Genomic DNA, 25,302 nt, shown 5'->3' with positions numbered 1-25,302 from the left:
AGTACCTGCGCCGCCCCCTTCGAAGAGGCGGCGGCATGACCATCCCCCTTCTGCTGCTCACCGCGGCATTCCTTCTGATCCTCGCCAACGGATTCTTCGTGGCCGCCGAGTTCGGCCTCGTCACCGTGGACCGCCCCGACGCCGAACGCGCCGCCGCCGCGGGTGACCGCCGCGCCCGTACGGTCGTCAAGTCCCTGCGGGAACTGTCCTTCCAGCTCTCGGGCACCCAGCTGGGCATCACCATCACCTCGCTGGTGGTCGGCATGCTCGCCGAGCCCGCGCTGGCCCAGCTGCTGGACGCCCCGCTCTCCGCGACCGGACTGCCCGAAGGGGCCGTCTCCGGGATCGCGGTGGTGATCGGCATGCTGCTCGCCTCGGCCGTGCAGATGGTGATCGGCGAACTCGTACCGAAGAACTGGGCGGTCTCCCGGCCGCTCCAGGTCGCGCGGTTCGTGGCGGGCCCCCAGCATCTGTTCGCCACCGTGTTCCGGCCGGTGATCACCCTCCTCAACACCGTCGCCAACCGGCTCGTCCGGCTGCTCGGCGTGGAACCGACCGAGGAACTCGCCTCGGCCCGCACCCCCGGCGAACTGGTCTCCCTGGCCCGCCACTCCGCCCGTGCGGGCGCCCTCGAACAGGACACCGCCGATCTGTTCGTACGGACCCTCTCGCTCGGCCGGCTCACCGCGCAGCATGTGATGACCCCCCGGGTGAAGGTGAGCGCGCTCCAGTCCGACGCGACCGCCGCGGACGTCCTCAACCTCACCCGCGCCACCGGTCTGTCCCGCTTCCCCGTCTACCGGGAGCGCATCGACGAGATCGTCGGCGTGGTGCATCTCAAGGACGCGCTCGCGGTGCCGGTGGAGCGGCGGCTGCGCACCCCGGTCGGACGGATCGCCGTGCCGGCCCTGCTGGTCCCCGAGACCCTGCCCGTGCAGCAGCTCCTTGAGCGGCTGCGCAGCGAGCAGCCGATAGCCATCGTGGTCGACGAGTACGGCGGTACGGCCGGCGTCGTCACCCTGGAGGACATCATCGAGGAGCTGGTCGGCGAGGTACGCGACGAGCACGACGCCGAGGGCGACGGACGGCCCGAACTGGCTCCCGTCGCGCCCGAGGACGGCCGCCCGGCCTGGGACGCCGACGGCAGCGCCCGGGTCCTCACCCTGCGCCGGATCGGACTCGACGTACCCGAGGGGCCGTACGAAACCCTCGCGGGCCTGGTCGCCGATCTGCTGGGCCGCATCCCGGCCCCCGGCGACCGGGCGGAGCTGCCGGGCTGGCGGCTCTCCGTACGCCAGGTGGACCGCTACCGTGCCGAACGGGTCCGGCTGGTCCGTACGGCCGTGCTTCCGGCGGAAGCGCCGGCCGATCAGCGCACCTGCGTCCCGGCGATGGCGGAGGGCGCCCGATGAGCGCCCTGCAACTCGTCTTCGCCCTGCTGCTCGTCCTGGCCAACGGATTCTTCGTCGGCGCCGAGTTCGCCCTCGTCTCCGTACGCCGCAGCCAGATCGAACCGCACGCCGCGCGCGGCTCCGCGCGGGCCAGACAGGTGCTGCACGGTCTGGAGAATCTGCCCCAGATGATGGCCGCCGCGCAGTTCGGCATCACCATCTGCTCCCTGACGCTCGGCGCGGTCGCCGAGCCCACGGTGGCGCATCTGCTGGAGCCCGTCTTCCACGCCGCCCATTTGCCCGAGGGGCTGATCCATCCACTGGGCTATGTCATGGCCCTCGCGCTGGTCGTCTTCCTGCATCTGGTCATCGGCGAGATGGTCCCGAAGAACCTCGCGATGGCGGCCCCGGAGAAGACCGCGCTCTGGTTCAGCCCCGGTCTGGTCGGCTTCGCCCGGCTGTGCCGCCCGGTGACCGCCGGACTGGGCGCCTGCGCCCGGCTGGTGCTGCGGGCTTTCCACGTCGAGCCCAAGGACGAGGTGGAGGCGGTCTTCACCAGCGAGCAGCTGAACCGCCTCGTCGAGGACTCGGGCCAGGCGGGGCTGCTCGAACCGGAGGCGCAGGAACGGCTGGAGGACGCCCTGGAGCTGGGCAGCCGCCCGGTCACGGACGTGCTCCTGACCCGCGCTTCCCTGGTGACGGTGACCCCCGCGGTCACCCCGCGCGAGATCGAGGAGCTGACGGTACGCACCGGCTACTCCCGCTTCCCGGTCTGCGCGGAGGGCGGCGGCGCCTTCATGGGCTATCTGCATGTCAAGGACGTCCTCGACCTGGAAGCCGGCGAACGCGCCGTGCCGCAGCATGTCTGGCGGCCGATGGCGACGCTGCGGGCGGAACTCCCGCTGGACGACGCGCTCACCGTGATGCGCCGCGCGGCCACGCATCTGGCCCAGGTCGCGGACGCGTCCGGCCGGGTGCTCGGTCTGGTGGCGCTGGAGGACGTACTGGAAATGCTGGTCGGCGAGGTGCGCGACCCGTCCCACCGCGCGACGGCGACGGCGCCCAAGGCGGCCCTGGTGGGTGAACAGCGCACGGACCAGGCGGACCAGGTCCTGGCGCGCTGACGGAACAGCCTGGGCCGCGCCCGGCGAACCGAGCCCGGCGAACCGAGCCGCTAAACGGGAGGCATGTCCTGGGGGCCGCGGTTCGCCGGGCCGCGGCCCGACAGCACCTCGCCGTACGCCTGCATCAGATCGGGCAGCCGCAGCGTGGCCAGATCGTCGCGGGTCGGCGTGCCGCTGTAGCCGGAGAGCCGCAGATCGCGGTACGCGCAGCTCTTCTCGTACAGCGTCCGCACGAAGCGGCCGTTGCCCAGCTCGTCGATCCATCCCTGGTCGACCACATGCCCGCTGATCGAGCGCAGCTCGTCCGCGGCCTCCTCGTCCCAGACATCGCCGTTCTCCGCGGCCAGTACGCCGCCGATGGCGGTCAGCTCCAGCGGCCGGTAGCTCGGGAAGTCGACCCGGCTGGTGAAGCGCGAGGAGAGGCCGGGGTTGGTGGCGAGCAGCCGGTCCATGCCCTCCGGATAGCCGGCCAGGATGACCACGAGATGGTCCCGGTTGTCCTCGGCGCGTTTCAGCAGTACCTGAAGGGCCTCGTCGCCGTACGCGTCGCCCTTGCTGTAGCCCGAGTTGGAGAGGCTGTACGCCTCGTCCACGAAGAGCACTCCGCCGATCGCCGAGTCGATCAGCTCATTCGCCTTCACGGCGGTCTGGCCCAGGAACTCGCCCACCAGATCGGCCCGCTGGGCCTCGACCAGATGGTCCCCGCCGAGCAGCCCCAGGGCGTAGAAGATCCGCCCGAGGATCCGGGCGACGGTGGTCTTGCCGGTGCCGGAGGGGCCCGAGAAGACAAAGTGACGTTTCGGCGGCTGGACCGGCAGCCCCTGGCCAGCCCGCAGCCGCGCCATGTGCAGCTGCGCCGTCGCCGCCTTGACCTGCCGTTTCACCGGCTCCAGCCCGACCATCCGCTCCAGCTCGGCCAGGGCCTCGGCGAGCAGCGCCGGATCGGTCGGGCCGTCCGGGAAGCGCGGCGGGGCGGGTGGCGCGGGCGGCGGGACCTTCTCCCGTACGCCTTCGGGCGCCCGGGGCGGGGCGACACCGCCCCGCTGGGGCGCCGCCTCGTTGCCGAGCCGTACGTCGGTGCCGGGCGAGCCCTCCGACTCGCCCCCGGATTCCGTCGCGCCCGCCGTGTCCGTCGCGTCCTGGCCGAGACCCGCCCGCGCGACCGAGGCGATTCCCACCGGATCGTCCGGCCCTTCGTACCCGTCGGAATCGGTGATCGCCGCGAGCCGGGCCGCCGTGTCCATGAACGCCGGATCGAGCCGGTGCACGGCCCGGTAGAGCGGCAGCGCGGCGGCGCTGCGTCCGGTGCCCTCATGGGCGCGCGCCAGCCAGTACCGCAGCTCCTTGCGCTGTGGCTGCTCGCTGCGGCAGCGCATCAGCGCGGTGGCCAGCAGCGGCTCCGCCTGTCCGTACATCTCCAGCCGCACCCGCGCCATCCCGCCGAAGAGTCCCGCCTCGATCCCCAGCAGCGGGTCATGGACGAGCGGTTCGGTGTGGCGCACCAGCTGGTCCCAGTCCTTGACCAGATAGGCGCGGCAGGCATGCAGGAAGCGCACCTGCGGATCGGCGTCCACCGGCGGCAGACCCGCGAGGGCCCGGTCGAGCTCCGGCACATGGCGGCCGTCCAGCCAGTGCGAGGCATGGGCGAGCAGCAGATCGCGCCCGCTCTCCAGCACCGGCTGCACCCACCAGCCGAGCCAGTACCAGGAGTTGAGCGTGCGGCGGTGGCGGGAGCGCTGCTCGCCGAAGCGGTCGCGGTGGCGGTACATCCGCAGCAGGGCGGTGGTGGTGTCGACGCGCAGCGCGTGCAGACCGAGCCAGCCGTCGGCCATCCCGGGATCGAGTCGTACGGCGGCCCTGAACTCCTCCTCGGCCTGGGGGTAGGCCCCCATCGTGTAGGCGTCCACACCGCGCACCCAGGCGAGGTCGGCCGGGGCCTGTGTGCCCTGCGCGCCGATATCCATCAGGTCCCCCACAAACCGTGCCCCCGGAATGTCCCGCCGGGCGGGCGCCCGCCGGCAGCGTGCCGAACCACCTTGTCGCGGACGGGAATTGACCGCACCGAGAGGCATCGTACCTGCGCAGAGGGTGTGCGACTAAGGCCACCTCAGCGTGCGCGGAGCAGTGACCCAGGGTGAGCGCGGGACGCTCACGGCGGGGGAAAAGGGGTGGCGAGCAGGTGCGAAGGGCAGAACGAAGCCCCCGATCACGGGGGAACAACCGGGGGCTTCGCGTCCGCGGCGGCTCCGAAAAGCCGCACATTAAGAACGTAAGACCTGTCCGGCCCCTCGGTCAAGCCGAGTTGGACACTCTCCCGGGGTCGATTTCCGACTGCTCAGTATGGCGGCCGGAGCTGATCACCCTGCGTGATGATCTGGTCCGCTCTTGCGGTCGTCAGCGGCCCCGTGCGTATCAGGTACCCCATCTGTCGCTCGGTTACCAGGGCATCGGCGAAGGGCCGTGAGGGGTCGCCTTCGAAATGGCGTGTCTCCGCCGTCGTCCATGTGTTCCAGAAGGCGGACAGCGTGGGTCCGTCGCGCCGCCGTCCCCGCTCCCAGGACCCCTCCGCGCCCCGGTCCATCCAGAACAGCCGGGCGAGATACGGCCGCAGCGCCCGCCGTCCGGCGCCCACGCCCTCGATGATCACCACGGGGGCCGGCGGCAGCGTACGCGGCGCGGTGAACCGCCGCAGCGTCCAGTCGTACGGCGCGTACCGCGCGCTCGCCCCGCGCGAAAACGGCTCGATGACCTGCGTCCTCAGCCGTTCCTCCCACCCGAAGAACTGCTCGTGGGTCGCCACGTCGTCGAGCCGCAGTACGGGCGCCCCGGCCAGCTCCGCCGACAGCCGGGTCGCGAAGGTGCTCTTGCCGGAGCCCGCGTGCCCGTCGACCGCGATCAGCCGGACGGGACCGCAGGAGGGCGGCAGCGCGCGCAGCGCCGCGGCCTGTTCGGTCAGGTCGTTCACCCGTCCCACCCTACGAGGCCGCGCCCCACGCGTTCCGACCAGGCCCTGTCCGGTCGCCGCAGGTCACGCCACTGGTGAAGACCAATATTGGTGAGCCGACGCGGTCCGAATCGCTGGCAGAGGCGCACCGCGAACCGGGATAGTGGACGACTGTTCAGCAGCCGTCATCTCATCGCGCTCTCCCGTACCCCGACCGTTCTCTCCGCCTTCGACCGGAGGTTCCCCATGACCAGCCCCACATCGCGCAGAACCGTGCTGGCCGCCGCGCTCGCGGCCGTCGCGGGCACCGGGGCGGCGGGCGCGGCCCCGGCCGCCGCCGCCTCGGCCCCGACGCGGGAGCCGGCCCCCGCCTCATCCCCCTCAACCGCTCACACCCGGGCGAACCCTCTCGTGGACAACGCCTTCTGGACCTCCCACGCCGACTGGCGCGCCGGTACCGCGCAGGGCACCCGCGCGGTCTCCGGCCCCCGGCCCGCACTGGTGATCGGCGCCCCGGCGGGCCGTACCGACTACGCCGACCCGCACACCGGCACGACCACCACCTGGGAGTACGCGACCTGGACCTCACCGACCCACCGCTCGAAGGTCCCCGCCACCGAGGTGATCGCCTCCTGGAACGCACGCACCCCGGCCGGTACCTGGCTCCAGATCGAACTGCGCGGCCGGTACGCGGACGGCACCGAGACACCCTGGTACGTGATGGGCCGCTGGACCGCGGGCGACGGCGAGGGCGACATCCGGCGCACGTCCGTCGACGGCCAGAGCGACGGGCGCAGCAGCGTCTGGACCGACACCTTCTCGGTGGACGACGCGGCGAGCGGGCTGCGCCTCTCCTCGTACCGGCTGCGACTCACCCTCTACCGCAGGCCGGGCAGCGGGCTCACGCCGCTCGTGCACCGGGTGGGCGCGATGGCCTCCGACATCCCGGACCGGTTCACCGTCCCGGCGTCCACGCCGGGGCTCGCCCGCGAGCTGATCGTGCCGCGCTACTCGCAGAACACCCATGCCGGGCAGTACCCCGAGTACGACAACGGCGGCGAGGCCTGGTGCAGCCCCACGTCCTCGCAGATGATCATCGAGTACTGGGGACGCCGGCCCACCGCGGATGATCTCGCCTGGGTGAATCCGGACTTCGCCGACCCCCAGGTCTGCCACGCTGCCAGGTTCACCTACGACTACCAGTACAAGGGCTGCGGAAACTGGCCCTTCAACGCGGCCTACGCCACCACCTACCGGGACATGAGCGCCGCCGTGACCCGGCTGGGCTCGCTCACCGATGTGGAGAATCTCATCCGCGCGGGCATCCCCGTGATCACCTCGCAGTCCTTCCTCAAGGAGGAGCTGACGGGGGCGGGTTACGGCACCGCGGGCCATCTGATGACCGTGATCGGCTTCACGGCCCAGGGCGATGTGATCGCCAATGACCCGGCCTCGCCGGACAACCCCGCCGTACGCCGTGTCTACCGGCGCGCCGAGTGGGAGACGATCTGGCTCAGGACCAAGCGGTACAACGCCTCGGGCAAGGTGGCCTCCGGCACGGGCGGTGTCTGCTACGTCTACTGGCCCGCCAAGCCGGACGCGGCCCAGCGCGGGGCCCTGCGGTCGGTGGGCCTGCTCTGACGCGTCGTTGCGGCGGGTGGCCGGAGGGAGGGATCTCCTCCGGCCACCCGGAGCGGCCCGGGGCCGCTCTGCGATACTGCGGGCGATCGTGCGACAGAGACCCCGTGGCAGCCGGAGACCAGGACGCGAATGTGAATCGCAGCGAACAGCGTGGCACGTCAGAACGCTCCCAGGCCCGGCGCTCCGAACTCATCGCGATCGGCCGGAAGTTGTTCGCCGACACCTCGTACGACGCGCTGTCCATGGACGACATCGCCCAGCACGCCGGGGTCGCCAAGGGGCTGATCTACTACTACTTCAAGAACAAGCGCGGCTACTACCTCGCCATCGTCGAGGACTCGGTCACCGAACTCGTCTCGCTCGCCTCGGGCGGCGCCGAACTCCCGCGCACCCAGCGGGTGCAGCGCACGGTCGAGGCGTATCTGCGCTTCGCCCAGTACAACGAGGCGGCGTACCGCACCATCATCACGGGCGGCGTCGGCTTCGACACCCAGGTCCAGGCGATACGCGACGCCGTACGGACGGGACTGGTCTCCACGGTCGCAAAGGGCGCGTACGGCCGCTCCGACATCCCGCCGATCGCCCGGCTCGCGCTGCTCGGCTGGCTCAGCAGCGTCGAGTGGCTCACGCTCGAATGGCTGGAGTACCAGCACGATCTGCCGAGGGAGGTCCCGCGCGATCTGCTGGTACGGATGCTGCGCCACACGCTGAACACGATCGAGGAATTCTCCCCGGAGTGCCCCGCGCCGCCGCCGGATCCCGACTGGCGCCCCGTCACCGGCCTGGACGGGAGCCATGAGGCTCCGCGGGCTTAGGGCCTGTCGTCTTAAGTCGCCGGGGGCGGGGGCCGCTGAGGCTCCCCGCCCCCGACGGGCCGGTCGCGCGATCCCTCGCGCAGCTTCTAGTTGATCGACTTGATCAGCTCACCGTCGGCGGTGTCCCCGCTCAGCTCCCAGAAGAAGGTGCCGCCCAGCCCCTGCTGGTTCTTGTACGCCATTTTCCCGGCGATGGTGGCGGGGGTGTCGTAGCTCCACCACTGGTTGCCGCAGAAGGCGTACGCGGTGCCGCCGACCGTGCCGTTCGCCGGGCAGGAGGTCTTGAGGATCTTGTAGTCCTCGATGCCTGCCTCGTACTTCCCCGGCGCCGCGCCGGTCGCGCTGCCGCCCGGCTCCTTCTGGGCGACGCCGGTCCAGCCCCGCCCGTAGAAGCCGATGCCCAGCAGCAGCTTCTCGGCCGGGACACCGAGCCCCTTGAGCTTGGTGATGGCCGCGTCGGAGTTGAAGCCCTCGGTCGGGATACCCGGGTAGGACGTGAGCGGCGAGTGCGGGGCGGTGGGGCCCTGTGCCGCGAACGCGCCGAAGAAGTCGTAGGTCATCGGGTTGTACCAGTCGAGGTACTGCGCGGCGCCCGCGTAGTCGGCGGCGTCGATCTTCCCGCCGTCCGAGCCGTCGGCGGTGATGGCCGCCGTCACCAGGTCGGAGCCGAACTCGGTACGCAGCGCGGACGCCAGGTTCCTGAACGCGTCGCGACCGCTGCTGTCACAGGTCAGACCGCAGGCGTTGGGGTACTCCCAGTCGATGTCGATGCCGTCGAAGACATCGGCCCAGCGCGGGTCCTCGACCAGCGCGCGGCAGGACTGCGCGAACGCGGCCGGGTTCTTCGCCGCCTCGGTGAAGCCACCGGACCAGGACCAGCCGCCGAAGGACCAGATCACCTTCAGGTTGGGGTGCAGCGCCTTGAGCTTGCGCAGCTGATTGAAGTTGCCGCGCAGCGGCTGGTCCCAGGTGTCGGCGACGCCGTCGACGGACTGGTCGGCGGTGTACGCCTTCTCGTAGTCGGCGTACGAGTCGCCGATCACGCACTTTCCGCCGGTGACATTGCCGAAGGCGTAGTTGATATGCGTGAGTTTGGCGGCGGAGCCGGAGGTCTCGATGTTCTTGACGTGATAATTCCGGTCGTAGACACCCCAGTTGGTGAAGTATCCGATCACCTTGCTGCCCGCGGCGGCGGTGGTGGGGGCCTCACCGGCGGACGCGCTGCCCGCTCCGGAGAGCAGTGTCACGCCGAGGACGGCGGTACACGCGGCGGCGATCAGCGCGCGGAACCGGGCGCGGGGACGGTGGAGTCTGAGCACGGGATCTCCTCGTGGGGGAGGAAGAGCGAGTGGGGGGACAGCGAAGCCATGGCGTTGACTTGGCATGAACGCGAAATGCGTTGAGGTGGACGTTAGAAGGACTAGACCACTGAGGTCAATGGTGCGGACCAAGTTCCCACCAAGCCCGGGGCCCCCTCCCGCCGGTGACGAAAAGCGCCCGATCGGGCATACTCAACGCGCCACAGCCGCTGGTCAGCCGCTCCCGCGATCCGGAAGGGCAGCATCGGCTGGGCACCACTGCCGTCCGGGGGCACCCCCGGACTCCAGCCGGCGGCGCCGCCACACCCTGCGCGTGCGACCGCCGTAGCGCCCGACAGGGAGGAGAGCGCCGCCATGCCCGACCGCGCCCCGCAACCGGTGGAACGCCAGCTGCCCACCGAGGAGTCCCAGGACCTCGTCGCCCTCGTACGCGACATCATCCAGCGGGAGATCGCCCCCAAGGCGGCCGAGGAGGAGGACGCCGGGCACTTCCCGCGCGAACTCTTCACCCTCCTCTCGGCATCCGGACTGCTCGGCCTCCCCTACGACTCCGCCCATGGCGGCGGGGACCAGCCGTACGAGGTCTACCTCCAGGTACTCGAAGAACTCGCCGCCGCCCGGCTCACCGTCGGCCTCGGCGTCAGCGTCCACTCCCTCGCCTGCCACGCCCTCGCCGGCTACGGAACGAAGGCCCAGCAGGCCGAGCACCTTCCCGCCATGCTCGGCGGCGGTCTCCTCGGGGCCTACTGTCTCTCCGAGCCCGCCTCCGGCTCCGACGCGGCCTCGCTCCGCACCAAGGCCGTACGGGACGGCGGCGATTGGGTCATCACCGGCACCAAGGCATGGATCACCCACGGCGGCATCGCGGACTTCTACACCGTGCTCGCCCGCACCGGCCAGGAGGGCGCCCGGGGGATCACCGCCTTCCTCGTCCCCGGCGACGCCCCCGGACTGAACGCGGCGCTGCCCGAGAAGAAGATGGGCATGAAGGGCTCACCCACCGCCCAACTCCACTTCGACGGCGTACGGGTGGCCGACGACCGCCGCATCGGCGACGAGGGCCAGGGCTTCGCCATCGCGCTCTCCGCCCTCGATTCGGGCCGCCTCGGCATCGCCGCCTGTGCCATCGGAGTCGCCCAGGCGGCACTCGACGAGGCCGTCGGATACGCCACAGGACGACGGCAGTTCGGCAGGCCCATCGCGGACTTCCAGGGGCTGCGCTTCCTGCTCGCCGACATGGCCACCAGGATCGAGGCCGGCCGCTCGCTCTACCTCGCCGCCGCCCGGCTGCGCGACACCGGCCGCCCGTTCTCCCAACAGGCCGCCATGGCCAAGCTGTTCTGCACGGACGCGGCGATGCAGGTGACCATCGACGCCGTACAGGTGCTCGGTGGCTACGGCTACACCGCGGACTTCCCGGTGGAGCGCTATATGCGCGAGGCGAAGGTGCTCCAGATCGTCGAAGGCACCAACCAGATCCAGCGCATGGTGATCGCCCGCCATCTGACGGGCCCGGAAACCCGCTGACCGAACACCTCCGCGCGCACGCCGAACGGCCTGCGCGCGGAGGGGAGTTACGCCGCGTGCCGCTGGAGGGTCGGCACCTTGAACGGACGCGAGCCGGGACCGCCGACATGCGAGAACGGCTGCGTCCGCCAGTCGAGCCCCTGAGGCAGCGTCAGCAGCAGGGCGGTGTCCTGCTCCTGAGCCTCGGACGACGCGTCAGCGGCCGGAGCCTCCGACGCCGAACGGCCCGTACCGGCACACACCGAGAGCACGAACGGATTCCACGGGGAGGGGCACAGCGCGTGCTCCGGCAGGACATCCTCATCCGCCAGCAGCGCGATTGGCTGCGCACAGTCCGGGCAGACGACCCGGTACATCTCGAAGGTGTCGTAGAAGTCGAGGTCGTCGGCGTCGACGAGATCAACGGGCTCCGGTTCGGTACGTCCGGCGCGCTTCAGGCTCTGCATGGAGACATTCCCCCTCGGGTGGGCCGACCAGGCTCTCGTGGTCTCGACCACAGCAAGCAATTCCCGTCGCGCGAGCCAGGTAACCGTAAGGTCTCGACGGACCCGCCCAGAAGCCTGTGGTCTTCGTCACACGACCCCTCGTGGGCGCCTTCGGCTCACTCCCGACTGTGCTGGAAGCGGCCCGGGGCAATAGGTTGATCCGTATGGAGGAGCTGGATCGTCAGATCGTGGAATTGCTTGTCAAGGACGGCCGGATGAGCTACACCGACCTGGGCAAGGCCACCGGCCTGTCCACCTCGGCGGTGCATCAGCGCGTACGCCGGCTGGAGCAGCGGGGCGTCATCCGCGGTTACGCCGCGGTGGTCGACCCGGAGGAGGTCGGCCTCCCGCTCACCGCGTTCATCTCGGTCAAACCGTTCGACCCCAGCGCCCCCGACGACATCGCGGACCGACTGGCCGAGATCCCGGAGATCGAGGCGTGCCACAGCGTGGCGGGCGACGAGAACTACATCCTCAAGGTCCGGGTGGCGACCCCCCTGGCCCTGGAACACCTGCTCACCCGCATCCGCAGCCTGGCCGGCGTCTCCACCCGCACGACGGTGGTGCTCTCCACCCCTTACGAGTCCCGCCCGCCGACGTTCTAGCCGTTGACCGAGCACCGACGCAGCCGCACCCGCACCCCCTGGCACCCGGCACACGCCGCCCCGCGCGACACTGTCCGCATGACCAACCGCACCGCCCCCGACTCCCGCACCGCCTCGCACCACCACCGCACCACCCTCCTCCGCCGCGGCGAAGTCCACAGCCCCGCCGACCCCTTCGCCACCGCCATGGTCGTGGAACGCGGCCACATCGCCTGGGTGGGCTCCGAAGGCGCCGCCGACTCCTTCGCCTCCGGTGTCGACGAGGTCATCGACCTCGACGGCGCGCTCGTCACCCCCGCGTTCACCGACGCCCATGTGCACGCCACCGCCACCGGCCTCGCCCTCACCGGTCTCGATCTGTCCGGCGCCCGCACCCTGACGGAGGCGCTGAACCTCGTACGGGACCACCGCACCGCCCACCCCGGCGACCGGATCCTGCTCGGCCACGGCTGGGACTCCGCCCGCTGGCCCGAGCAGCGCCCCCCGTCCCGCGCCGAGCTCGACGACGCGGCCGGCGGCCGGCCGCTCTATCTGACGCGGATCGACGTGCACTCCGCCGTCGTGACCACCGCGCTGCTCGATCTGGTCCCCGGCGTCACCGCACTGACCGGCTATCACCCGGACGCGCCGCTGACGGCCGCCGCCCACCACGCCGTGCGCGCCGCCGCCCACGGGTCGATCAGCGTGCGCCAGCGCACCGAGGCGCAGCGGGCGGCCCGCTCCCGTGCCGCGTCGCTCGGTATCGGCGCGCTCCACGAGTGCGGCGGACCGGAGATCTCCGACGAGGAGGACTTCACCGCACTGCTGCGACTGGCCGAGGACGAGCCGGGGCCCCGGATCCATGGCTACTGGGCCGAGCGGATCACCGACGAGAAGGGCGTTCGCCGCGTCCAGGAGCTGGGCGCGGCCGGGGCCGCGGGTGATCTCTTCGTCGACGGCTCCCTCGGCTCCCACACCGCCGCCCTGCACGAGCCCTACGCGGACGCCGCCCACACCGGCACCGCCCAGCTCGACGCGGCCGCCGTCGCGGCCCATGTCGCCCTCTGTACCGAGGCCGGGCTCCAGGCCGGATTCCACGCCATCGGCGACGCGGCGATCAGCACCGTCGTCGATGGCGTGCGCGCCGCCGCCGAGCGCCTGGGCCTCGCCCGTATCAGGGGAGCCAGGCACCGTGTGGAGCACGCCGAGATGCTCACCCCGGCGACCGTCGCGGCCTTCGCGGAGCTGGGGCTCACCGCCTCCGTGCAGCCCGTCTTCGACGCCCTCTGGGGCGGTGCGGACGGTATGTACGCCCAGCGGCTCGGCGCCGACCGGGCCCGTACCCTCAACCCGTACGCCGCCCTGCTGCGCGCCGGCGTCCCGCTGGCCTTCGGCTCCGACAGCCCCGTCACCCCGCTGGATCCCTGGGGCACCGTCCGGGCCGCCGCCTTCCACCGCACCCCCGAACACCGGATCTCCGTGCGGGCGGCCTTCACCGCCCACACTCGTGGCGGCCGGCGGGCCATGGGCCGTGACGACGCGGGTACGCTCGTGCCCGGCGCCCCCGCCGACTACGCCGTATGGCGAACGGAGGAGCTGGTGGTCCAGGCCCCCGACGACCGGGTGGCCCGCTGGTCCACCGATCCGCGTTCGGGGACACCGGGCCTGCCGGATCTGACACCCGGCCGCCCGCTGCCCGAATGTCTGCGGACCGTCGTCGGCGGACAAACGGTCTTCCTGCGACCGAACGAGTGACGTACGGACATTTCGTGTCGCGGCCCGATCTCCGCCGGCCTCTGCCGCGACCTGCGGATCTTCCCCACTGACCTGGCGATTTGGGTCAACGCCGCAGGTCAAACGACTATTGACAGTAAGCAGCCACCGGCGGGTAGGTTCGGCCGGGTCCACCACAGGACGTCCGTCCGGCAACCTCCACGCAGTCGTCAACGCCACTGGGTCATGGGGTGGTGTGCCGCACCGGCGCACCACCACTGGGAGCCAGGTCCAGCAGTCGCGTCTCGGGGGCGAGGGAAGGTTTCAGCCGGTCGGCGGGTGCGACCCCGGATGGGGCCCGGCGTTCAGTAGACAACGGCTTTCGGTCGACCCGCAGCCAGCGGGTCCCAGGTCGGCCCGAAGGACGCCGGGTCCCGATCCGCAGTACGCGTGCCCCCCGTTCCCCTCCGTTTCCCTTCCCTCTGTTTCCCCGGGGTTTCCCCGACGCGGGACGGGTTCCGTAACAAGATCTCCGGTTCCGTCCGCCATCTCAGGACATCACCGCCCATCCCCACCGACACAGGGGCACCATGGTGGTCGTCGGCCATGGCGTGCTCGCTAAGCTGGGGCACCTGCGTACGGCGATTAAGGGGCAGCAGTGAACGACGGTGGCCAGAGGCGGTACGGCCCGCTCGGTACAGCCTTGGTGATCATCCCGACCTTCAACGAGGCCGAGAACATCAGGACCATCGTCACCCGCGTGCGCGCCGCGGTGCCGGCGGCCGACATCCTCATCGCCGACGACAACAGCCCCGACGGCACCGGCAAGATCGCGGATGAACTCGCCGCCGAGGACAGCCATGTCAAGGTCCTGCACCGCAGGGGCAAGGAAGGGCTCGGCGCCGCCTATCTGGCGGGCTTCCGCTGGGGGATCGCGCGCGACTACGGCGTCCTCGTCGAGATGGACGCCGACGGCTCCCACCAGCCCGAGGAACTTCCCCGGCTGCTGACCGCGCTCAAGGGCGCCGATCTGGTGCTCGGTTCGCGCTGGGTGCCGGGCGGCCGGGTCGTGAACTGGCCCAGGACCCGCGAGCTGATCTCCCGGGGCGGCAGCACCTACTCGCGTGTTCTGCTCGGCGTTCCGATCCGCGATGTCACCGGCGGCTACCGGGCGTTCCGCCGGGAGACCCTGGAGCGGCTCGGTCTCGACGCGGTCTCCTCCCAGGGCTACTGCTTCCAGGTCGATCTGGCCCGGCGGGCCATCGAGGCGGGCTGTCATGTGGTCGAGGTGCCCATCACCTTCGTGGAACGCGAGCTCGGCGACTCCAAGATGAGCAAGGACATCCTCGTCGAGGCGCTGTGGCGGGTCACGGCCTGGGGCGTCGAGTCCCGGACGAACCGGCTGCTCGGCCGGAAGCCCGCCGGACCCACCGGAACCCGGTCCCCCGAGGCCGAGTCGAGCGGAACCGGATCCGCCGGATCCGCTTGATCATTCCGTTCGCCGCCCATACGCCATCCGGACGCTTCCCCAGGCACACTGGGAGTATGACGACCGCGCAATCGCCCCGGACCGTTCCCAAGCGCTCTCGCGCCCGCACCTTCGTCCCGCTGGGCATCGCCGCCTGGCTCGTGCTGGAGATCTGGCTGCTGACCGTGGTGGCCGACGTCGCGGGCGGGCTGACCGTCCTGCTGCTGCTCGTGGGCGCCGTCGTACTCGGCGCGGTGGTCATCAAGAGCGCCGGCCGCCGCGCCTTCCGCAATCTCACCGAGACCCTGCAACGGCAGCAGCAGCGGCAGCCGGGCGACGCACCCGAGACCGAGGCCGCCACCGGCAGCACAGGCAACGGCTTTCTGATGCTCGGCGGCCTGCTGATCATGCTGCCGGGGCTGATCACCGACGTGCTGGGACTCCTTCTGCTCATCCCGCCGGTACGGATGGCCCTCGGCCGGTACGCGGAGCGGTCGTTGGAGCGCCGGATGCGCGAGACGGCCGTACCCGGCAGTCTCGGCGACGCCTTCCAGCAGGCCCGGATGCGCCGGCCCGATGGCAAGGTGGTCCAGGGCGAGGTCATCAAGCACGACGACGAGCCGAGGTCCCCGGGCCACCCCGGGGACGCGGGCCCGCGCCCGCCGCTCACCCCCTGAGAGACACCAACGCGCACCAAAGCCGCGGGCCGCGTCACATAGGGCATGTGACGCGGCCCGCGGCTTTGGTGCTGTTCGCTTGTCGTGTGCGGTGGTTACGCGGTCAGGCGGACTTCCGGCTGTCCCGCGGATGCACGGCGATGTTCATGGCGCCGGAGCGCAGGACGGCCAGCCTCTCGGCCAGCACCTCCTCCAGCTCCTCGCGGGTGCGCCGCTCCATGAGCATGTCCCAGTGCGTGCGCGCAGGCTTGCCCTTCTTCTCTTCGGGGCCATCCCCGTCCACCAGGAGTGCCTGGGCGCCACACGCCTTGCACTCCCACTCCGGCGGAATTTCCGCCTCTACCGAGAACGGCATCTCAAATCGATGGCCGTTCTGGCATGCGTACTCCACCGCCTGGCGCGGGGCCAGATCGATGCCGCGGTCCGTCTCGTAGCTGGTAACCACGAGTCGCGTGCCGCGGAGAGCTCGCTCACTCATGAATCGTGCCTCCCGGGCTTGTCGCCCACAGGACAGGTGTCGCTGTCGTCGTCATCCGGTCAACGCCCGGTCGGCGGTAAAGATTCCCGTCCGGGTCATGCGTCGCCCGTCTGTGCCGCTGGTCATTCCAGGATTGCGTACCCGCCGGCGCCCGGTTTGTCACATCTAACGGGAGATGTCACCCAGCGTTTTCCTATCTCGACTACGCAGTAACGGTCCGCCTGGCAGGCCAAACGCGTACACTACCGCCCTTTGACTTCAACGTCTAAATCCGTTCCGGTACGGGATTGCCCGCGGCGGCGATCGCCCGTCGTACGGGCACCCTCGCCAGCAGGACGAACCCGAGCGCGAAGAAGATCACCAGCGAGATGATCGCATCCCGGTAGCTCCCGGTGAGCTGGAACGCGAGCCCGAACACCAGGGGGCCCAGCCAGCTCAGGCCCCGGTCGCTCATCTCGTACGCGGAGAAGTACTCGGCCTCCTTGCCGCTCGGCACCAGATGCGAGAAGAGCGAACGGGACAGCGCCTGGCTGCCGCCCAGGACCAGCCCGATCGCCGCGGCCAGCGCGTAGAACGCGACCGGTGCCCCGGACGGCAGGAAGTACCCGGCTCCGAGGATGACCGTCCAGACGGCCAGTGAGCCGAGAATCGTCCGCTTGGCCCCATAGGACCTGGCCATTCGGCCCATCCCCAGTGCGCCCGCCACCGCGAGTATCTGCACCAGCAGCACGGCGGTGATCAAGGTCGTCTGGTCCAGGCCCAGCTCCTCGGAGCCATAGACCGAGGCCTGCGAGATCACCGTCTGTATGCCGTCGTTGTAGAGGAGATAGGCGAGCAGGAAGGACAGCGTCAGCGGATGGCGGCGCATGTCCCGCAGCGTCGCGATCAGCTGCCGCCAGCCGGTGCCGACCGCACCCGCGCCGTCCCGCACCACCCGGCGGTCGCGCAGCCGGCGCAGCGGGACGAGCGTGAAGGCGCCCCACCAGACACCGGCCGAGGCCAGACAGATCCGTACGGCCGTCGACTCCGAGACACCGAAGGAGTCATGGCCGGTGTAGAGCACGAGATTGAGGACGAGCACCAGCGCGCCCGAGGTGTAGCCGAACGCCCAGCCGCGCGAGGAGACGGCGTCGCGCTCCTCGGGCCCGGCGATCTGCGGCAGATACGCGTTGTAGAGCACCATCGAGACCGCCAGTGAGGCGTTCGCCACGATCAGCAGCAGCGCGCCCAGCAGATAGCGGTCACCGTCCAGGAAGAACATGCCCGCCGTGGCGCCGGCCCCGAGATACGCCGAGAGCGCGAGCAGCGGCTTCTTGCGTCCCGTGCGGTCGGCGGCGGCGCCGACCAGCGGCATCACCACCACCGCCACCACGATGGAGAGGGAAACGGTGTACGCGAACACCGAGCCCGCGCGGATGGGGATGCCCAGGGGCCGGACAAAGCCGTCCGCGTCGGCCGCCGCCTTCGCCACCGACGTCAGATAGGGGCCGAGGAAGACCGTGAGCACGCTCGTCGAATAGACGGAGCACGCGAAGTCGTAGAAGTACCAGCCGCGCTGCTCGCGTCTGCGCTCCGACGCCCCGTCGGCCGACCCGTCGGCACGGTCCACGGTGTCAGCGGTCACCGGCGCTTCCTCGCTCTCCCCGTAGCCTGCCCGGCGGTGCCGGCTGTCCCCGGCGGACGCCGCCCCGCCCGGTCAATGCCAGGCTCCCCGCGCGGTCAACACCGCGCGCAACGTCTCCAGTTGATCAGTCATGATGCCATCCACACCGAGATCGAGGAGCGCCTCCATCCGATCCGGCTCGTTGACCGTCCAGACATGCACCTGGAGGCCGAGGGCGTGCGCCGTCCTCACGAAGCGCTCGTCGACCACCCGGATGCCGTTCTGGGACTCGGGGACCTGGGCGCAGACGGCGCCCCGCCGGACGGGGGCCGGGATGCCGTACGAGCGCAGCCGCAGGCCCAGCACGCCCCGTACGCCGTACGAGGTGGCGAGCCGGGGGCCCGCGAGACGGGCCGCGCCGGCCACCCGGGCCTCGGAGAAGGAGCCCACGCACACCCGGTCCCAGCTGTCGGTCCTGCGGATCAGCTCGACCAGGGGGAGCTGGGCGGGGGCGGCCTTGATGTCCACGTTCCAGTGCGCGTCGGGGAATTCTTCGAGCAGGTCCTCGAAGAGCGGCAGCGGTTCCTTCCCGGCCACCCTCGCCCGGCGCACGTCCTTCCAGGACAGCTCGGCGATCCGGCCGCGGGTGTCGGTCACCCGGTCCAGGGTCGCGTCGTGGAAGGCGACGAGCCGACCGTCCGCCGTGGCGTGCACATCGGTCTCGAAGTAGCGGTATCCGAGCTCGGCTGCGCGGCGGAACGCGGCGGCGGTGTTCTCCAGGCCGTCCGCCGTGCCGCCGCGATGGGCGAACGGGATCGGGGCCGGCCGGTCGAGATAGGGGTGGGGTACGCGAGTCACCGCCGCAGTATGGCCTGTTCCGGTGACCCGGTGGCGACCACCGTGCTGCCGTTGTCCACCGCCGGGATGGCGAAGACACGCAGGAACAGCTGGGCGAGCGGTCCGATGGCCAGGGCGTAGGCGACCGTTCCGATCCCCACCGACCCGCCGAGGACGAATCCGGTGACGACGACCGCCACCTCGATGCCCGTACGGACGAGCCGGACCGAGCGGCCGGTCAGCCGGTGCAGCCCGGTCATCAGGCCGTCCCGCGGGCCGGGGCCGAAGCGGGCCGCGATATAGAGACCGGTGGCCACGCCGTTGAGCACGATGCCCGCGATCAGCAGCGGGACGCGGACGGCCAGGCCATGGCCTGCGGGGACGAGGGCGAGCGCGGCGTCCATGGCGATGCCCACGACGAACACATTGGAGACCGTGCCCAGCCCCGGGCGCTGTCTGATCGGTATCCAGAGCAGCAGCACCACGGCGCCGACGATGATCGAGACGACGCCCATCGTCAGCCCGGTCAGCTCCGCCAGCCCCTGGTGCAGCACACCCCATGGCTCCAGACCGAGGCCGCCGCGCACCAGCAGCGCCGCGCTGGCCCCGTACAGCGCGAGTCCCGCGTACAGCTGGAGCAGCCGCCGGGCGAGATGTGGACCCCGGAGGCCGGAGGTGATGGACATGCTGCTGCCCCCTGATGCGATGGTGGACTGGTACGTGCCACTCTGTGGCGGGGTGGCGGACGCCAACCATGGCCAATTCGGGGAAGGTGGACTGATTTCCATGGCCCAGTGGACATCTGCCGTGGGCGCGGCTCAGCTCGCCCGGCAGCTCAAGACCCAGCGCGCGCCCGCCGGACCCGGCGCCCGCAGACCGCCCGCCTACCGGGCCCTCGCCGACGGCATCCGGCTGCTCGTCCTCGAAGGCCGTGTCCCCGTCGCGGCCCGGCTCCCCGCCGAGCGCGAGCTGGCGCTCGCCCTGACCGTGAGCCGTACGACGGTGGCCGCCGCGTACGAGGCGCTGCGCGCCGAAGGGTTCCTGGAGTCGCGCAGGGGCGCGGGCAGCTGGACGGCCGTCCCGGCGGGCAACCCGCTGCCCGCGCGCGGACTGGAACCGCTGCCGCCCGAGTCGCTGGGTTCGATGATCGATCTCGGCACCGCCGCGCTGCCCGCCCCCGAGCCATGGCTCACCCGGGGTGTCCAGGGCGCGCTGGAGGAGCTGGCGCCGTACGCGCACACCCATGGCGACTATCCGGCGGGGCTGCCCGCCCTGCGGCGGATGCTCGCCGACCGCTATACCGAGCGCGGCATCCCGACCATGCCGGAGCAGATCATGGTCACCACCGGCGCGATGGGGGCGATCGACGCGATCTGCCATCTCTTCGCGGGCCGGGGCGAGCGGATCGCGGTGGAGTCGCCGTCGTACGCCAATATCCTCCAGCTGATGCGGGAGGCGGGCGCGCGGCTGGTGCCGGTCGCCATGGCGGAGGGGCTGACCGGCTGGGATCTGGGGCGCTGGCGCCAGGTGCTCAGGGAGGCGGCCCCCCGGCTCGCGTATGTCGTCGCCGACTTCCACAATCCGACCGGCGCGCTGGCCGACGAGGACCAGCGGCGCCAGCTGGTCGACGCCGCGCGGTCGGCTGGCACGGTCCTCGTCGTCGACGAGACCATGTCCGAGCTGCGGCTGGACGCGGATCTCCGCATGCCGAGGCGGGTCTGCGCGTTCGACCCGGCGGGCAGCACGGTCATCACGGTCGGTTCGGCCAGCAAGGCGTTCTGGGCGGGGATGCGGATCGGCTGGGTCCGCGCCGCGCCGGATGTGATCCGGTCGCTGGTCTCCGCGCGCGCGTACGCCGACATGGGCACCCCGGTGCTTGAGCAGCTTGCGGTCAACTGGCTGATGCGGACCGGCGGCTGGGAGGAGGCCGTCGCCCTGCGCAGGGCCCAGGCGCGGGAGAACCGCGACGCGCTGGTGGCGGCGGTACGCGAACAGCTGCCCGGCTGGGAGTTCGAGGTACCGGGCGGCGGGCTGACCCTGTGGGTACGTACCGGCGGACTGTCCGGATCACGCCTGGCGGAGGTGGGCGAACGGGTCGGCGTACGGGTGCCGTCGGGTCCCCGCTTCGGCGTCGACGGAGCGTTCGAGGGATACGTGCGGCTGCCGTTCACCGTGGGCGGCCCGGTCGCCGTCGAGGCGGCGACCCGGCTGGTGGCGGCGGTGCGGCTCGTGGAGAGCGGAGCGAGCACCGGCACGGACGCACCGCGCACCTTCGTCGCCTGACGGGCGCCTGACGGGGCTGTCGCCCGAGGGGACTTCGGGCTCACTCGTCCAGGGCCGCGCGTCAGCCCTCGGCGGGTACGGCGGCGCCGACCGGCCCAGGAGCGGGGAACCCCGCGCGCCCGTGGCCCGGGTCGCGCTCCTGGTCGGGGACCGACCGCGCGGCCCCGCGTTCCACGGCGGACCGGTCCTCGGCGGTCCGGTCGCCGCCGGACCCGGCGTGGGCTTTCCGGTCCTCGACGTTCCGGTCCTCGACGGCCCGGTCCTCGATGGGCGCCGCGACCGCCGGGGGGCGCTCCGGCAGCAGCCCGAGGACGGCGCGGCGGTGCGCTTCGCTCGTACCGTCGTCGTACGGGTCGGGCGTCGCCGGCACCTGGAGCCTGAGCATCGGCCCGGTGCCGAGCCGCGCGTACCCCCGGCCGGGCGGGACCTCCGCCGGGAGTGTGGTGCGCGGCGGCGCGCCGAGCACCGCCTCGATCTGCGCGGGCGTGGCGGCCCCGAGGATCACCCGCGCGCGGGTGTGGGTCAGTACGGCCTCGCCGAGCGTGTCCAGAGCGTCGAGCTGGTCGGCCACGACCACGGTCACATGGGCGGATCTGCCGTGCCGCAGCGGTACTTGGAGCAGTTCCCGCGGATCGGGCCGTCCCTCGGCGGCGGCCAGATGACCGAAGACGCTCGGCCGGTCCAGCAGGATCCACAGGGGGCGCTTGGTGTCCTCGGGCGCGGGATGACCCGACTGTCCGGCCCGGTTGGCGGCGATCAGCCGGCGCTCCGTCTCGCTGGCGGCCCATTCAAGACCGGCCAGCGCCCCGGCCACTCCGCACTCCACGGCCAGCACGCCCGTACGCCCGGCCAGACAGCCGAACTCGCCGGTCCCGCCGCCCTCCACGATCAGCACCTCACCGTGCTGGGCGGCCTGGAGCGCCAGGGAGCGCAGCAGGCTGGTGGCGCCGCTGCCGGGGGGACCCATGACCAGCAGATGCGGCTCGGTGGAGCGCGGTCCCGTCCGCCAGAGCACCGGCGGCTCGTCCCGGCTCTCGCCGTTCACCATGACCGGGACGGTGCGCCGTACCACGCTGTCGTCCGTGAAGCCGAGCACGGTCTCACCGGGGGCGCTGATGAAGGGCTGGGCCGCGATGGCGGTGGACAGCGCGGGAAGCACGGTGACCGTGAGCTCGTTGGCCTCCTCCTCCCAGGCGAAGAGGTACTCGCGTCCGCGCCCGCACTTGGCCTGGAGCAGCTGCTCGATCCGGGCGCGCACGTCGGGATCGCTGTCGGGGAAGTAGGGGGGATATCTCAGCTGGAGCCGGGTGAGCCGTCCGCCGGTGTCGAAGGCGTGGTCGTCGAACGCCGTACCCCAGGCGCCGCCGTGGGAGTAGAGCGGATTCGGGTCTTCCGGTACGGCGAAGTACGGCACCAGCGCCTCGTAGAGGGACTGGAGCCGCTTGATCTCCGTGTCGTCGGGTCCGGTCGGTACGGGAGTGGTGTCGCGTCCCTTCCAGCCGGCGACGCCCATCAGCGCGATCAGCCCGAGCAGCGGCCCGTACGGGATGAGCGCGACGACCAGAACGCAGGCCGCCACCAGGAACAGCGCGGGACCGCGCCGGTCCTTCGGGGTGCCGGCCCACTTCTGGCGCCCCGAGGCGGCCAGCATGCGCAGACCGCGGGAGACCGTGATCAGCGGATGGAGGACATCGGTGGCGCTGTCGGCGGCCGTGCGGGCCAGCTCGCGACTGCGGGCGATCTGGGCGCTGCCGCTGGTCAGAATGCGGGGGAGTGGTCGCCGGGCCACGTCTGTCTCCTGATGGTGCGGAAGGGGGCGGGCGGGCGTCAGAACTTGATCCCGCCGATGAGCCCGGCGAGGCTCGCGCCGCCGGCCGTGATGCTCGGCGCGATGGCCGTGCCCGCGAGATAGAAACCGAAGAGGGCGCAGACCATGGCGTGCGAAGCCTTGAGTCCGTCCTTGCGGAAGAAGAGGAAGACGATGATTCCGAGCAGCACCACGCCTGACATGGACAGAATCATGAGAATTCTCCTGGTTTGAGGGGACAGTCACCATGAGTTCTTCCAGGATCACCGAAAGTATCTATGCGATAAAAGGTGCAAATGAGTGAAATGCCAGGTATTTCACTGTGCTGGCCCAGGGAGCGCGGTGGCGCCCGTGCGGGGCCCGGTCCGCAGTACCCTTTCGGTTTACTCGTACGGCGCCCAGGCCGTGCGGACCAGGTCAACGGCGTGCGAGCCGGCGTGTGAGCCGGCCTGAAAGGCGGTCCACCGATGAGTGAGACACCGGATCCCGAAGTGGTCGAGCTGGCCACCAAGGTCTTCGATCTGGCCCGGCGCGGTGAGACCGAGACGCTCGCGGCCTATGTCGACGCCGGTGTGCCCGCGAACCTCACCAACGACCGGGGCGACTCCCTCGTCATGCTCGCCGCGTACCACGGCCACGCCGAGGCCGTGAAGGCGTTGATCGCACGCGGCGCCGACGCCGGACGGGTCAACGACCGCGGCCAGACCCCGCTCGCCGGGGCGGTCTTCAAGGGCGAGGACGCCGTGATCCGCGCGCTGCTGGCCGGCGGCGCGGATCCATCCGGAGGAAACCCCTCCGCCGTGGATACCGCGCGAATGTTTGGGAAGACGGACCTTCTGGAGTTGTTCGGCGCCCAGTGATGCCCCGGGTGAGAGACGTCGTAAATGTGGTCGCGGTGGCGAAATGGCTGGGTCATCATGACGTCGGGCCCGCAACAACGGGTCACCGACGAGAGGCAGGGAAGATGGTCTGCATTAAGCGGAAGACGACGGTCGGCCGATCATGTCGCCGCACGGTCTAGGGCCAGAAGGGTGCCACGTCCCCCGGTCGCACCCCCGGTTGCGTCGACAGCTTGATGTGAGGCTTTCCCCATGTTCGATCCAGTCATAGCGCCGAGCGGCACTCTGCTGGGGCTGTTGCAGAGAGGCCGCGGCGACGGCACGCTGCACGCGCTCGCGGCACCCCGCGCCGAGGCGCTCGCCGCCCTCAACCACTGCGTACTGAACGACCCCCGCCACGACTGGCAGGTCGAGAACCGTTCGCTCTATTACGCACGCCTGTATCTGGATCTCCACGGTGGCCTCGACGCCATCGACCACCATCTCTTCCGGACCGAGGACCACTTCGACACCGAGGAGTCCAGGACCGGGCTCGCGCTCGCCGTGCTCGGCCATCTCGCCGCGTACGGCAGGCACGACGCACTCGACCTGCTCAGGCGGTACGCGGCGACCGGCGCCAACTGGGCCTGGGCCCTGGACGAGCTGGCGCTGCGCGACGACGACCCGGGGCTGCGCTCCCTGGCCGTGCCGATCCTCGCCAGATTCCCGGCGGGACCCGAGGGCGACGCCGAGCTGGCGTCGACCGTACGGGACGCCTTCGAGCCCCGGCCCTGGCGGCTGTGGGCCGACGATCCACGGCCCTCGGTCGGCGCGCGGATCAGGGCCGCCCGGGAACAGGGTTCGTTCGACCGCTGGCAGCGGCAGCTGCGACCGAGCGGTCCGCGCCCCGGCTGGAGCGTGCGGGCCGTCTTCGACTGGGCGCAGCAGGCCCTGGAACGTGGCACGGAGATGCACGGGCCCGCGGCCCGCTGCCTCACCGCCGTCGCCGGACCCGACGACCGCCCGCTGATCGTCGAGGCCGCGCGCAACGGCCCCGACGGCGCACGCTGCGCGGCGCTGCACTATCTCGCCGAGGTCCGTGACCCGGTCGTCCTCGATCTGATCGAAGCGGCGGCGGGCGGCCCGGACCGCACCGTCGCCGACGCCGCCGTCGCCGCCTTCGAGCGGATGTGCGGCGACGAGGCGGTCGACCGGGCCCGCGGCTGGGTGCACAGGCCCGACGCGCTCGGCGCGTCCGCCGCGGGGGTGCTCGCCTGCCGAGGCGGTACGAAGGACACCGCGCTGGTCCTCGGCGCGCTGCGGGAGGCCGTACGGTCCGAGGGCCCGGACACCCCCCGGCTGTGGACCCTCGTCGACGGCGCGGGACGCCTCGGCATCGTCTGCGCCGCACCCGTGCTGCGCCATGTCTACCGCGAGACGGCCTCCTCGCATCTGCGCGGCCGGGCGGCGCGTGCGCTCGCCGCCACCGATCCCTCCTACGCCACCGGATTCGCCGTCGAATGCCTGTGGGACTGCGAGGAGACCACCCGGGAAGTCGCCGCGCTGCACGCCGAGACCGTTGACGCGCGCGTGGCGGAAAGGCTACGGCGGCTGGCCGCCGATCCGGCCGAGGAAGCCGAGGTGCAGACCGCCGTACGCAGCAGGATGGGCCCGGACGCCGCCGCGCGGTGAGACCCGGCGGCCATCGCCGCCCGCCGTCGCATCCGGCCGGAAACCTTCGCTCCGTAAGTCGGTCCGTACCGTCTGTGCGCCTTCGTCGTGTCCGGG

22 protein-coding genes are annotated in these 25,302 nt (G+C 71.5%); 12 read left to right on the top strand and 10 right to left on the bottom strand.

Features of this window, described 5'->3' with window-relative positions; genetic code table 11:
* The first annotated feature begins 35 nt into the window (after nt 1–35).
* Entirely contained in the window at nt 36–1,412 is a 1,377-nt protein-coding gene (locus tag M1203_RS19220; protein WP_249950989.1) for a hemolysin family protein, read from the top strand.
* Nucleotides 1,409–2,515, top strand: a complete 1,107-nt coding sequence (locus M1203_RS19215) for a hemolysin family protein (RefSeq protein ID WP_249950988.1) — start codon at nt 1,409–1,411, stop codon at nt 2,513–2,515. Before M1203_RS19220 ends, M1203_RS19215 begins: the two co-directional genes overlap by 4 nt.
* Before the next feature lie 50 nt (nt 2,516–2,565).
* Here M1203_RS19215 and M1203_RS19210 read toward each other — a convergent pair whose 3' ends face one another.
* Both M1203_RS19210 and M1203_RS19205 read right to left on the bottom strand, forming a co-directional pair.
* Nucleotides 2,566–4,479 carry an AAA family ATPase gene (locus tag M1203_RS19210; protein WP_249950987.1) on the bottom strand — a complete coding sequence of 638 codons (1,914 nt, stop codon included), beginning with the start codon at nt 4,477–4,479 and terminating at the stop codon, nt 2,566–2,568.
* A 371-nt stretch (nt 4,480–4,850) separates the two neighbouring features.
* Nucleotides 4,851–5,480, bottom strand: a complete 630-nt coding sequence (locus M1203_RS19205) for a hypothetical protein (RefSeq protein ID WP_249950986.1) — start codon at nt 5,478–5,480, stop codon at nt 4,851–4,853.
* 225 nt (nt 5,481–5,705) lie between these two features.
* Between M1203_RS19205 and M1203_RS19200 the strand changes: the two genes are divergently transcribed.
* Both M1203_RS19200 and M1203_RS19195 read left to right on the top strand, forming a co-directional pair.
* The gene (locus M1203_RS19200) at nt 5,706–7,100 is read left to right on the top strand and encodes a peptidase C39 family protein (protein ID WP_249950985.1); all 1,395 of its coding nucleotides are present in this window, start codon (nt 5,706–5,708) and stop codon (nt 7,098–7,100) included.
* Nucleotides 7,101–7,204: 104 nt separating this feature from the next.
* Entirely contained in the window at nt 7,205–7,915 is a 711-nt protein-coding gene (locus M1203_RS19195; RefSeq protein WP_249950984.1) for a TetR/AcrR family transcriptional regulator, read from the top strand.
* 86 nt (nt 7,916–8,001) lie between these two features.
* On the opposite strand, the gene M1203_RS19190 is transcribed toward M1203_RS19195, so the two are convergent.
* Nucleotides 8,002–9,234 carry a glycoside hydrolase family 18 protein gene (locus M1203_RS19190; protein ID WP_249950983.1) on the bottom strand — a complete coding sequence of 411 codons (1,233 nt, stop codon included), beginning with the start codon at nt 9,232–9,234 and terminating at the stop codon, nt 8,002–8,004.
* 354 nt (nt 9,235–9,588) lie between these two features.
* Between M1203_RS19190 and M1203_RS19185 the strand changes: the two genes are divergently transcribed.
* Nucleotides 9,589–10,761, top strand: a complete 1,173-nt coding sequence (locus tag M1203_RS19185) for an acyl-CoA dehydrogenase family protein (RefSeq protein ID WP_249950982.1) — start codon at nt 9,589–9,591, stop codon at nt 10,759–10,761.
* Between the two features lie 47 nt (nt 10,762–10,808).
* Here the strand turns inward: M1203_RS19185 and M1203_RS19180 are convergent, their stop codons facing one another.
* The gene (locus tag M1203_RS19180; RefSeq protein WP_249950981.1) at nt 10,809–11,207 is read right to left on the bottom strand and encodes a hypothetical protein; all 399 of its coding nucleotides are present in this window, start codon (nt 11,205–11,207) and stop codon (nt 10,809–10,811) included.
* Nucleotides 11,208–11,410: 203 nt separating this feature from the next.
* Between M1203_RS19180 and M1203_RS19175 the strand changes: the two genes are divergently transcribed.
* The 4 genes from M1203_RS19175 to fxsA all read left to right on the top strand — a co-directional run bounded on the left by M1203_RS19175 (nt 11,411) and on the right by fxsA (nt 15,688).
* Nucleotides 11,411–11,851 carry an Lrp/AsnC family transcriptional regulator gene (locus M1203_RS19175; RefSeq protein ID WP_249950980.1) on the top strand — a complete coding sequence of 147 codons (441 nt, stop codon included), beginning with the start codon at nt 11,411–11,413 and terminating at the stop codon, nt 11,849–11,851.
* 78 nt (nt 11,852–11,929) lie between these two features.
* Complete coding sequence (locus tag M1203_RS19170; RefSeq protein WP_249950979.1) at nt 11,930–13,585, top strand: amidohydrolase; 1,656 nt, start codon at nt 11,930–11,932, stop codon at nt 13,583–13,585.
* A gap of 616 nt (nt 13,586–14,201) precedes the next feature.
* Nucleotides 14,202–15,032, top strand: coding sequence for a polyprenol monophosphomannose synthase (locus M1203_RS19165; RefSeq protein ID WP_249950978.1), 831 nt, complete (start codon nt 14,202–14,204; stop codon nt 15,030–15,032).
* Between the two features lie 56 nt (nt 15,033–15,088).
* Nucleotides 15,089–15,688: an FxsA family membrane protein gene (gene fxsA, locus M1203_RS19160; RefSeq protein ID WP_249950977.1), complete on the top strand. Its 600-nt coding sequence runs from the start codon at nt 15,089–15,091 to the stop codon at nt 15,686–15,688.
* Nucleotides 15,689–15,791: 103 nt separating this feature from the next.
* Here fxsA and M1203_RS19155 read toward each other — a convergent pair whose 3' ends face one another.
* The 4 genes from M1203_RS19155 to M1203_RS19140 all read right to left on the bottom strand — a co-directional run bounded on the left by M1203_RS19155 (nt 15,792) and on the right by M1203_RS19140 (nt 19,292).
* Nucleotides 15,792–16,166 (bottom strand): RNA polymerase-binding protein RbpA, encoded by a 375-nt coding sequence (locus tag M1203_RS19155; RefSeq protein ID WP_003959706.1) that lies wholly within the window; start codon nt 16,164–16,166, stop codon nt 15,792–15,794.
* Nucleotides 16,167–16,431: 265 nt separating this feature from the next.
* Nucleotides 16,432–17,790 (bottom strand): MFS transporter, encoded by a 1,359-nt coding sequence (locus tag M1203_RS19150; RefSeq protein ID WP_249950976.1) that lies wholly within the window; start codon nt 17,788–17,790, stop codon nt 16,432–16,434.
* Between the two features lie 72 nt (nt 17,791–17,862).
* On the bottom strand, nt 17,863–18,627 hold the full coding sequence (locus tag M1203_RS19145) for a glycerophosphodiester phosphodiesterase (RefSeq protein WP_249950975.1): 765 nt from the start codon (nt 18,625–18,627) through the stop codon (nt 17,863–17,865).
* Nucleotides 18,624–19,292 (bottom strand): YitT family protein, encoded by a 669-nt coding sequence (locus M1203_RS19140; protein WP_249950974.1) that lies wholly within the window; start codon nt 19,290–19,292, stop codon nt 18,624–18,626. Before M1203_RS19140 ends, M1203_RS19145 begins: the two co-directional genes overlap by 4 nt.
* A 100-nt stretch (nt 19,293–19,392) precedes the next feature.
* Here M1203_RS19140 and M1203_RS19135 point away from each other — a divergent pair, with 100 nt between their 5' ends.
* On the top strand, nt 19,393–20,889 hold the full coding sequence (locus M1203_RS19135; RefSeq protein WP_249950973.1) for a PLP-dependent aminotransferase family protein: 1,497 nt from the start codon (nt 19,393–19,395) through the stop codon (nt 20,887–20,889).
* A gap of 61 nt (nt 20,890–20,950) precedes the next feature.
* Here the strand turns inward: M1203_RS19135 and M1203_RS19130 are convergent, their stop codons facing one another.
* Both M1203_RS19130 and M1203_RS19125 read right to left on the bottom strand, forming a co-directional pair.
* Nucleotides 20,951–22,678 carry a hypothetical protein gene (locus tag M1203_RS19130; protein ID WP_249950972.1) on the bottom strand — a complete coding sequence of 576 codons (1,728 nt, stop codon included), beginning with the start codon at nt 22,676–22,678 and terminating at the stop codon, nt 20,951–20,953.
* A gap of 38 nt (nt 22,679–22,716) precedes the next feature.
* Entirely contained in the window at nt 22,717–22,911 is a 195-nt protein-coding gene (locus M1203_RS19125; protein WP_030355560.1) for a hypothetical protein, read from the bottom strand.
* 252 nt (nt 22,912–23,163) lie between these two features.
* Between M1203_RS19125 and M1203_RS19120 the strand changes: the two genes are divergently transcribed.
* Entirely contained in the window at nt 23,164–23,556 is a 393-nt protein-coding gene (locus M1203_RS19120) for an ankyrin repeat domain-containing protein (RefSeq protein WP_249950971.1), read from the top strand.
* Nucleotides 23,557–23,787: 231 nt separating this feature from the next.
* Nucleotides 23,788–25,206, top strand: a complete 1,419-nt coding sequence (locus M1203_RS19115; protein WP_249950970.1) for a HEAT repeat domain-containing protein — start codon at nt 23,788–23,790, stop codon at nt 25,204–25,206.
* The last annotated feature ends 96 nt before the right edge of the window (nt 25,207–25,302 follow it).

The sequence above is a fragment of the Streptomyces sp. 35G-GA-8 genome (genome assembly GCF_023534745.1).
In the GTDB taxonomy this organism is placed as follows: domain Bacteria; phylum Actinomycetota; class Actinomycetes; order Streptomycetales; family Streptomycetaceae; genus Streptomyces.
This window is presented reverse-complemented; position numbering and strand designations above follow the sequence as displayed.

Coding starts and splice junctions, on each gene's coding strand:
- M1203_RS19115 (WP_249950970.1), top strand. CDS start 23,788: ATGTTCGATCCAGTCATAGCGCCGAGCGGCACTCTGCTGGGGCTGTTG.
- M1203_RS19210 (WP_249950987.1), bottom strand. CDS start 4,479: ATGGATATCGGCGCGCAGGGCACACAGGCCCCGGCCGACCTCGCCTGG.
- M1203_RS19175 (WP_249950980.1), top strand. CDS start 11,411: ATGGAGGAGCTGGATCGTCAGATCGTGGAATTGCTTGTCAAGGACGGC.
- M1203_RS19215 (WP_249950988.1), top strand. CDS start 1,409: ATGAGCGCCCTGCAACTCGTCTTCGCCCTGCTGCTCGTCCTGGCCAAC.
- M1203_RS19120 (WP_249950971.1), top strand. CDS start 23,164: ATGAGTGAGACACCGGATCCCGAAGTGGTCGAGCTGGCCACCAAGGTC.
- M1203_RS19135 (WP_249950973.1), top strand. CDS start 19,393: ATGGCCCAGTGGACATCTGCCGTGGGCGCGGCTCAGCTCGCCCGGCAG.
- M1203_RS19200 (WP_249950985.1), top strand. CDS start 5,706: ATGACCAGCCCCACATCGCGCAGAACCGTGCTGGCCGCCGCGCTCGCG.
- M1203_RS19125 (WP_030355560.1), bottom strand. CDS start 22,911: ATGATTCTGTCCATGTCAGGCGTGGTGCTGCTCGGAATCATCGTCTTC.
- M1203_RS19155 (WP_003959706.1), bottom strand. CDS start 16,166: ATGAGTGAGCGAGCTCTCCGCGGCACGCGACTCGTGGTTACCAGCTAC.
- M1203_RS19170 (WP_249950979.1), top strand. CDS start 11,930: ATGACCAACCGCACCGCCCCCGACTCCCGCACCGCCTCGCACCACCAC.
- M1203_RS19185 (WP_249950982.1), top strand. CDS start 9,589: ATGCCCGACCGCGCCCCGCAACCGGTGGAACGCCAGCTGCCCACCGAG.
- M1203_RS19220 (WP_249950989.1), top strand. CDS start 36: ATGACCATCCCCCTTCTGCTGCTCACCGCGGCATTCCTTCTGATCCTC.
- M1203_RS19180 (WP_249950981.1), bottom strand. CDS start 11,207: ATGCAGAGCCTGAAGCGCGCCGGACGTACCGAACCGGAGCCCGTTGAT.
- M1203_RS19140 (WP_249950974.1), bottom strand. CDS start 19,292: ATGTCCATCACCTCCGGCCTCCGGGGTCCACATCTCGCCCGGCGGCTG.
- fxsA (WP_249950977.1), top strand. CDS start 15,089: ATGACGACCGCGCAATCGCCCCGGACCGTTCCCAAGCGCTCTCGCGCC.